14 protein-coding genes and 1 pseudogene are annotated in these 8016 nt (G+C 58.8%); 10 read left to right on the plus strand and 5 right to left on the minus strand.

Going from position 1 to position 8016, the window contains the following annotated elements:
* A partial coding sequence (locus AB4Z27_RS27920; RefSeq protein WP_441645818.1) for a hypothetical protein occupies positions 1-660 on the plus strand: 660 nt, incomplete at its 5' end.
* A gap of 34 nt (positions 661-694) precedes the next feature.
* On the opposite strand, the gene AB4Z27_RS27925 is transcribed toward AB4Z27_RS27920, so the two are convergent.
* The 5 genes from AB4Z27_RS27925 to AB4Z27_RS27945 all read right to left on the minus strand — a co-directional run bounded on the left by AB4Z27_RS27925 (position 695) and on the right by AB4Z27_RS27945 (position 2110).
* Positions 695-991 (minus strand): hypothetical protein, encoded by a 297-nt coding sequence (locus tag AB4Z27_RS27925; RefSeq protein WP_441645819.1) that lies wholly within the window; start codon positions 989-991, stop codon positions 695-697.
* Positions 992-1002: 11 nt separating this feature from the next.
* Entirely contained in the window at positions 1003-1158 is a 156-nt protein-coding gene (locus AB4Z27_RS27930; protein ID WP_441645820.1) for a hypothetical protein, read from the minus strand.
* 23 nt (positions 1159-1181) lie between these two features.
* Positions 1182-1370 carry a hypothetical protein gene (locus AB4Z27_RS27935; protein WP_441645821.1) on the minus strand — a complete coding sequence of 63 codons (189 nt, stop codon included), beginning with the start codon at positions 1368-1370 and terminating at the stop codon, positions 1182-1184.
* Complete coding sequence (locus tag AB4Z27_RS27940; RefSeq protein ID WP_441645822.1) at positions 1363-1761, minus strand: XRE family transcriptional regulator; 399 nt, start codon at positions 1759-1761, stop codon at positions 1363-1365. Before AB4Z27_RS27940 ends, AB4Z27_RS27935 begins: the two co-directional genes overlap by 8 nt.
* Positions 1762-1861: 100 nt before the next feature.
* Positions 1862-2110, minus strand: coding sequence for a transcriptional regulator (locus tag AB4Z27_RS27945; RefSeq protein WP_441645823.1), 249 nt, complete (start codon positions 2108-2110; stop codon positions 1862-1864).
* Positions 2111-2199: 89 nt separating this feature from the next.
* Here AB4Z27_RS27945 and AB4Z27_RS27950 point away from each other — a divergent pair, with 89 nt between their 5' ends.
* The 9 genes and pseudogenes from AB4Z27_RS27950 to AB4Z27_RS27990 all read left to right on the plus strand — a co-directional run.
* Complete coding sequence (locus AB4Z27_RS27950; protein WP_441645824.1) at positions 2200-2670, plus strand: helix-turn-helix domain-containing protein; 471 nt, start codon at positions 2200-2202, stop codon at positions 2668-2670.
* Between the two features lie 17 nt (positions 2671-2687).
* Positions 2688-3194, plus strand: coding sequence for a DUF6932 family protein (locus tag AB4Z27_RS27955; protein ID WP_441645825.1), 507 nt, complete (start codon positions 2688-2690; stop codon positions 3192-3194).
* Positions 3178-4182 carry a hypothetical protein gene (locus AB4Z27_RS27960; RefSeq protein ID WP_441645826.1) on the plus strand — a complete coding sequence of 335 codons (1005 nt, stop codon included), beginning with the start codon at positions 3178-3180 and terminating at the stop codon, positions 4180-4182. The genes AB4Z27_RS27955 and AB4Z27_RS27960 overlap by 17 nt, the downstream gene beginning before the upstream one ends.
* A 714-nt stretch (positions 4183-4896) precedes the next feature.
* Entirely contained in the window at positions 4897-5667 is a 771-nt protein-coding gene (locus AB4Z27_RS27965) for a KilA-N domain-containing protein (RefSeq protein WP_441645827.1), read from the plus strand.
* Positions 5668-5775: 108 nt separating this feature from the next.
* Entirely contained in the window at positions 5776-6012 is a 237-nt protein-coding gene (locus AB4Z27_RS27970) for a hypothetical protein (protein WP_441645828.1), read from the plus strand.
* Positions 6009-6254, plus strand: a complete 246-nt coding sequence (locus tag AB4Z27_RS27975; protein ID WP_441645829.1) for a hypothetical protein — start codon at positions 6009-6011, stop codon at positions 6252-6254. Before AB4Z27_RS27970 ends, AB4Z27_RS27975 begins: the two co-directional genes overlap by 4 nt.
* Positions 6251-6799 (plus strand): hypothetical protein, encoded by a 549-nt coding sequence (locus AB4Z27_RS27980; RefSeq protein WP_441645830.1) that lies wholly within the window; start codon positions 6251-6253, stop codon positions 6797-6799. The genes AB4Z27_RS27975 and AB4Z27_RS27980 overlap by 4 nt, the downstream gene beginning before the upstream one ends.
* A 231-nt stretch (positions 6800-7030) precedes the next feature.
* Positions 7031-7330: a hypothetical protein gene (locus AB4Z27_RS27985; protein WP_441645831.1), complete on the plus strand. Its 300-nt coding sequence runs from the start codon at positions 7031-7033 to the stop codon at positions 7328-7330.
* Positions 7327-8016, plus strand: a pseudogene (locus AB4Z27_RS27990) (hypothetical protein); the annotation flags it as partial. The gene AB4Z27_RS27985 and the pseudogene AB4Z27_RS27990, both read left to right, overlap by 4 nt.

The following is an 8016-nucleotide window of genomic DNA, read 5'->3' on the forward strand; positions in this document are numbered from 1 at the left end:
GGATTGACGCGAACGGCCTTGCCGTTGGCGAAGACAAGAACTAAGCCCATGATAGGATTCGCCAAAATTCCAAAACCAAGAGGGGTCGCTGTGGACTTTCTGACGTTTGTTACGAAGACGTTTGAAGCTTGGGCATGGCCGATAACCGTCCTTGCACTTGTCGGATGGTTTAAGGACGAATTAAAAGCAGTTCTCCTAAACATCGAGACATTCAAAGCGGGTGGGTTCGAGGCGACGGTAAACCGCAAAATTCGTGCTGCAAGCGAGATTGCGGACAACCTACCGCCGTCGCAAGCGCCGTCCGAAGAAGCATCGTCGACATACGAAGAAGCGAAAGATAATCCTGAGTTCGCTATAGTCGAAGCGTGGAAAGAGCTGGAGCACTTCGCCAAGGAATATGTGGAGCTTCGGACCGGCACACAGACCCGAGCGCGAATCGCTTCTACATCAATGCTCAAGCAAGCCGGCTTCACACAAAACGAGGCCGATTTGTATCGCGAGCTCCTGCACTTGCGAAACTTGGTCGTGCATGAGCGAGATGTGAAGGTTTCGGCAGAGCAAGCGAAGGAATACGTTGATCTTGCATACCGGCTCGTAGGCCTCATCCGCGTCAGGATCGACGCTGAGCCCAGCCTCCCACATGGAAATCCTTCGCCCTGAGCGATTTTCACGATAGCCAACGCAGAGCCTTGCATCAAAACAACGCGCCCTGCGGATGTGGCCGGCGCACCGGTCGGATTGTCCGGCCGGTGATCTTGCAGGCCCGGGCCGGCGCGCGCTCGAGCTCGCCGGTTCCTTCGCGCAGCTCGTTGACACGGCCGCTGACCACGTTGATCGGCAGGCCGGTCAGCTTCGCCAGTTCCTGCAGCGAGTAATCAGCCGGGAACGGGCGGACAACCGCCATGATCTGGCGCTGCCTGGCGCTCAGCGTGCCGTCCTTCTTGATGTCCCGGTATGTCCGGATGATGGTGTGCGCGACTTGCGTGTGCATACCCTCTCTCCCTATGTCTGGGGCTTTGCCCGCTTGTGTTTCTCGGACATGAAGCCAAACGTCCACTCCAGGCGAGCATCGGTGCCCATGATGTACGGGTTCTGCTCCACCTTTCGGCCTTGCCGGAACGCCTCGGCGCCCTCGTCGCGCACCACTTGGCGGCTCATGACTTCGTACATCCTGACTCCCCCTAGTGCTTCACCGACTGCTCGGCCTTCAGGTCGAGGTGCCCCGTGACGGTGAATGCCTTCTCAAGTTGCGGATCCTGTTTGGCCATCTCTTGCAGCTCTCGGATCGCGCGTTCCTTATCGTCTCCGTGCTTCTTCATCGCCTGCCGGACCGCACTCCTGGCGATCCTCAGCGCCACCCCTTCATCCATGAGTCCTCGCTGCGATCACTTCTTCCATCAGAGTCAGCATCGCTCGGCGAGCCAGGTACTGGCTTATCGCCCGGTTGCCAAGGACACGCTCCACATCCGCGATCTTTTCCGCCGGGAGGTCGCGACGAGGCTTGCCGTTCGCGTTGTTCTTTTCCCGGTGGAAGTAGTCGCTCGAGTGCGATGGGTACAGGTCCGCCATGGCCGCAAGAATCTGCTTCGTCAGCCCCCGGTTCGGCCGGTGTTCCCAGGCGAGCGCGCACGCATCACGGAACGTCTTGCACTCAGCGATCAGGTGGGGCGAGAGAAACGGGCCTTGCGCGCCCCATTGCTGCTCGCTGACTGGCTGCAAGCCAGTACTGGGGCCGCAGTCAAGCTGGTTCGCTGTCCGCATCGTTCTTGTCCTTATAGAAAAATTTCATCGGTTCCACGGTTGAATCCACAGTTGAACCGGGCGCAAAAATGAGGGCATGAAATTTCCTGCCCTAGCCCATTCAACCCAGCGACGCTGCGGGCTCGTTGTGGGGTCGACAGCCGATTGGCCTCACGACCTCCCACTCGATGTCCGGCCGCGAGTGCTCGCGTGGAACTTCACCCGACGTGGCGCGCTCGACCTGTATCGCGCGCTCCGCCGTGATCTCCCCTTTCACCCAAAACCCGACCAAGCCCTGAGAGACATGAAGGCGCTCGCCGAACGCCTTTTGCGTCAGCTGATGCTTCTTCAGATATTCGGAAAGAGTCATTTCGGGATCGAATTAACAACATTGTTGCTGATGATATGAACAACGTTGGTGTTTGTCAAATACACAGCATTGCTGTTGAATTGCGCTCCATGAACACCACCAAGCGCCGGGAGTTGGACCCGCACGAGAAGGACGACATCGAGAGGCTCAAGGCTCTCGTTGCCGAAGCTCGCGCCAAGAACCCGACGCTCACGCAGGAAAAGCTCGCAGAGCTTTGTGGATGGAACTCGCAGGGGAACGTCCAGAACTATCTCGGCGCACGCACCCCGCTCAACCTAGATGCGGCTTACCGCTTCGCAAAGGCGCTCGGCGTCGCGCTCGATGCGATCAGCCCTCGGCTGGCAGCCCGCGCTCAGGAGCTGTTTGGCGCTACGGAGGCCGCAAACCAGCCCCCTCCGCAGACAATCAAGGCTCTCTTGCAGGTGCTGCATGACGAACATCGCGACTCCAGCGAGGAAGTTCGAATCGCGATCGCTGAGTTGGTCAAGAAGTACGAAGAGAATCCCGAACAGGGCGCCATGATCGCGAAATTGATCCGCGGCCTGTTGAGCGCTTCCTAATCAGTCGGGGGAAGCCGGTGTTCGATGCAAACGGGTACCTACCTCCTGGCTTCCATGCTCACTCGGTGAGCAGTTTCCGCTCCACTTTCGTTGCGCCTTTGGCTGGGCCGTACTCTGACCGCCCGTCGATTGATGCGGGGTATGAAAAAGTCGTGGCGACCATCCAACTGCTGGGCCTCGGAGCGCGCCAGTGGATTGGGGGCTCATTCGTGACAAACCAGGCACAGCCAGGCGACATCGACCTTGTCACGTTTGTAAACGCACATGAACTGGAAGATCTGTCGCATCCCATTCGAGCCTTGCTGAAGACGTATTTCGACGGCAAGCAGACTGCGTCCCTCTGTCGTTGCGATAGCCATCTGGTACCCGTCCGTCCGCCCGATCACCCCCTGGTCGACGAGTTCGAAGAACTCCGAGCCTATTGGCTTGGGCGCTTTGATAAAGATTGGGATGGGACGCCCAAGGGGATCGTCCAAGTCGAAATTGACACTTCTGCCGAGGAAAGCGATGACAGCGACGCATAGCCCGCTTGAAATCCAAGCCTGGCAAAGTGGCGTGGATGCACAAGATACGGAACGTCGGGTTGCCTGGCTCGAACGCCAGATCACGGCAGCTGAAAGAGCTATTGCTGCCCAGCGCCGCCTGATTGAACACGACGGTGAGTTGTTTGCGTATCAGCTTTCCCTTAGTGGCCTAGAACGGGAACTGGCCGCCCTGGAATCCGAGCTGGGCTCGATCCTCGCGCAGCGCGAGACTGAAACCATTGAATTCGCCCTGGATGGCTCTCGATATGACGGCCACAAGGCTCCCGCCATGGTCGTCGCGGAGCTTATTGGGACGCTTCAAAAATTATTTTCGAGAATCGGACAGTCGATTCGGTACGCAAAACAAACCCGAGCCATTCCAAACGACATAATAAATCACTGTCAGTTTGAGGTAGCCGCATTCTACCCGTCATCGTTTGGAATAAAGCTAGTTGCCCAAACAAAGCCAGACCTTATAGGCCACAGTTTGGCTACGGCCGCGCTTGAGGCTATTTTTGAGTTAATAAATGATGATCAACCGGTAGAGCAAGCGGCGAGAGTTGGCACATTCGCCATCCGAAAATATAGAGATCTTATAAATATTCTCTTGGAAGCAGGGGCGACACCAAAGGTAAAGTGGCGCACGCCTGCTGGCGAAACTAGAACTTGGAACGTAGATCGGCCAAGTTTACTAACACTTGCCAACAGGCTTGCTCAACTGAGCCACTCCGAACCTGTAACCCGGGAGGCAACTGGCATCCTTACGGGGGCAAGCCTAAGGCGCAGACGCTTTGAATTTAATGCGCCAACAGAATTGATAACTGGCACAGCTCCAAAAGAGTTGGCACCACAAATCACCACTTGCTTCGGAAAGCTCTGTACGATCATCTACTCCGAGATGTCATACATAGATGAGGCCACGGAGCAGGAGAAGAAGAGTCGAACTCTTTTGGATGTACGTCTTGTGAGGAAAGCAGACGGGAAATAGTCTTTCCTCTGCTGGGGCCGCGATTTTAATATTTATTTTCTGTTTGCACACACTGATTCTCAATAAAATCAAGTAGCACATCAGGCAAGCGGATATGAAAGCAGCTTATTTGCAATACAGGAGTTGCAAAAATGAATCAACTTAGCTTGCCTGTCATCCCTCACGAGATGGATGGTAATCCGATCCACCAGCGAGGGGCAGACGGAGCTGACATTCGCGCTTATCGCTCCGCTCGAATCTGCCGGGCACGTTGCCGGAGGGTCTAGTGCCTGACATCTCAGAAGGGAGGATGTTCTCCGACTGGCTCCGGAAGGAAAAAGGTATCGACCCGTCGACCTTCCCAAGTTACATGCACCGATACACGGACGGTAGGGTTGTGCCCGCACGGCTCTACCCTAACGAACTACTCGCCGACTTCCGGAAGCACTTCCATGACGATTGGCTACCGAAGCGTGCCACAGCCTACTTTGGTGAACGCGACCAGACGGCGCTAACACACCTTCCAAAGTTGCTCGGCAGCTCCTAACCCATTGATTTTGCTGCGACATCGGAATACCGATGTCGATTAAACATCACTTATAACCCGCATCTTTGCGGGTTTTTTGTTGTCCATCGGCACGGCGAGGCACCCTGGCAGACAAAAATGTTGTTGACGAAAACAACATCGTTGTTTAATCTGAATAACATCATCGTTGTTATTCAGGGAGGGTTGCTATGCAAGCCATCGTTGTTGGATCTACCGAAGTACGTCAGAACACGGACGGGCTGGTAAGCCTGACCGACCTCTTCCAGGCCGCAGTTGCGCAAGACCTGACAAGCAGCAAGGCCGATGCTCGCGAATGGTCGCGCCCGCCGCGTGAGAAGGCCTCCGGCACCACCGGCCGCGTCACTATCTCAGGCGGCCCGGGCTGGGACTTCATCCAAGCCGTTGCCGGCGCTCTTAATGTGGACGCATCCCACATTATCAAAGCCGCTCGCGGCAAGGGTGGCGGCACCTACGCCCACTGGCAGATTGCACTTGCCTACGCCAAGTACCTCAGCCCGCAGCTCCATATGCAGGTCAATGAGGTGTACGCCCGCGCTAAGGTGGGCGACGTGACGCTGGCCGATGAGATCGCCGACCGCGCCACGCCACAACAACAGGAATGGCTGGCCAAGCGCGTCCAGGGCAAGGTCGCCCGCAGCAAGCTCACCTCAACCCTGAACGAGCACGGCGTGACGGGCCGCGGTTACGGCGACTGCACCAACGCCATCTACAAGGGTCTTCTGGGCGGAACCAAGAAGGACGTCTGCGTCGCGAACGGCGTCCCCTACAAGAAAAACCAGAGTCTGCGCGACCTCATGACCGTCGAGCAACTCACGGCAACCGCCATGACTGAGCTCGTGGCCAGCAAGCAAATCAACAAGTTCAACCTCCGCGGCAACGTCGCCTGCACGGCTGAGTGCGCGCGCTCGGCTAACAAGGTCGCAGCCCTGCTGCAGTAACGATTCAGGAGACACGAGATGGAACTGCTCGTACCTATCGGAATCATGGTCTGGGGGCTCGTGGTCACCCTGGTGCTGTTCTGTGTGCGCATGGGCAGGGACTGAGCCATGACGCCCGACCAAGCTGCCCAGCGCCAGGCTGCGCTGACCAACGACATCGCTGAGTTGCTCAACGAGCTGCAGTACGCCCACCGGATCATCCAGAACGGCCTGCAGATCATGTCCACGCTGCAAAAGTCCGTCTGGGCTGAGCGCAACGCCCACGATGGTGTCGACGGTGAAGGCACCACCCGCTTCCATGAGCGCGCAGCTGTCATTGCGCGGGCTACCCGGAGCGCCGCATGACCGTCGCCCTCCACCGAGTTCAAGATCTGAGCCGTGCCAGCGCTGCCTTCTACGCGAAGGAAGAACTGCAGATGGCCGTGTCCCTGTACCTGGACTACCGCAACGGGCAGATCTCCGCCGTGGAGGACGGAGATACCCACATGGCCTGCTCGATCGGCCGCAGCATGAAGGCGCTGCGCGAAAAGTTCGACGCCAAGCTCTGGGCCCGCGAGTTCATGCGCGCTACGGGAGGGGCAGCATGACAGCGACTCCCGCACAAATCAGCCTGCTGCAGCACACGCTCGGCATCAATGAGCACCACCGCGAGCCGTATCGCAATCACTTCGTCGCCAGCCCTGGCCATCACGATATGGCCGACCTGGAGCAACTGGAGGCGGCCGGCCTGATGATCCGTGGACACCGGCCCGGATTCCTTCCGGGCGACTCGATCGTGTTCTACACGACCGAAGCGGGTCGCGTGCTGGCAATCACGTCCCTGCCCGAGCCGAGGAAGATGACGCGCTACGAGGAATACCTGCGCGCCGACGGCTGCGCCGGCGGTTCGTTCGCCGAGTTTCTTGGCATCTGCGAGACGCACTATGAAGAGCGCTCGGAGATGGTCGGCGGCTGGCCACATCGCCGGGTCGTGCGTGAGTACCGCATGTACCGCGGCGACCGGTGGTCGAGCTATGGCAGCGACCTGAAAGGTGACTGGGCCCCGACCAAGCAGGAAGCCAAGGCCAGCTATAAGGCCGTGCTGAAGAAGCGCAAGGAAGAGCAGCGCGCAGAACGGAGGGTCTACGCGTGAAGCTCCTCCGCGCCATCGCCTTCTGGTTCGCCACCGCTGCAGGCGTTATCGCCCTCTCCGGCCTCTACGCAGCTTTCAACCTCGAAACGCCCACCGCCACTCCTATCTGGAGGCAGTCATGAATCCCGACATCACCTGGGAGGAATACGTGCGCGCCCGCCGCGCCGAAGGCTTCAAGGTCACCGGCCGCTGGATCAATGGCGCGCCCGTCCTCGTTCGACTGCACTGACCATGCACCACGCCGCCACCGCCCTCACGTTCGCCGCCTACCTGATCGCAATCGCTGTCGGCGCCCTCTTCCAATACCGCTGGATGCAGCGGCCTCACAAAGGAGCTTCCCGGATGGGAATCGTCAGCACCGCGACGATGATCGATCGCCTAGTTGGCCTGGTCGACACGCRCCAACTCCGTATGGACGAGATTCGCTTCGTCCGTGATCTGAAAGACAAGGTCAAGCACTGCCGCATCGTCGACCTCACCGCCGACGAAGTGGAAAAGCTCGACGAGCTCCACGGGAGACTGTTTCGATGAAACTCGCCACCCTCCGCAATTGGGCTGYCGACGACTTTATCRCAGCCACCTTCCAGACCACGGCTCAGTACCGCACTGCGCTGCTCCGGGCCATCGACGAGGTAACCCAGCAGACGTTCCAGGCGCGCGTCATGCCATGGATGCTCGAGTGCTTCGGCGCTGAGATTGCGGCCGATGCGGAAGAACGCAACCATCGCTTTCTGGAAGAAGCGCTGGAACTCGTCCAAGCATGCGGCTGCACCCGCAGCGAGGCGCACCAACTCGTCGATTACGTGTTTGACCGGCCGGGAGGCGAGAAGCATCAGGAGGTCGGTGGCGTCATGGTGACGCTGGCCGCGCTCTGCCTGGCGCAGTCGCTCGACATGCACGAAGCCGGCGAAATCGAACTGGCACGGGTCTGGACCAAGGTCGAGCAGATCCGGGCGAAGCAGGCCGCGAAGCCGAAGCACTCGCCGCTACCCGTGCATACCGGCGGGGACACGCGTGCGGAGAATACGCCCCCATTCATCGCAATTTCTGCGGAGATTGCGCCGGGCACGCTGCCCTACCCGACCGAGCCTACCGACGCGCTGCTCGATGTCTTCGGTTTGATGCTCTACACCACCACGCCCATCGCGTATGCCCTGCGCGCGGCCGGCACCGACATTCCGAAACGCTGTGAAGAAGAGCAGGCGCACGTGCTGCAC

The organism is Cupriavidus sp. KB_39 (genome assembly GCF_052114485.1).
Taxonomy (GTDB): domain Bacteria; phylum Pseudomonadota; class Gammaproteobacteria; order Burkholderiales; family Burkholderiaceae; genus Cupriavidus.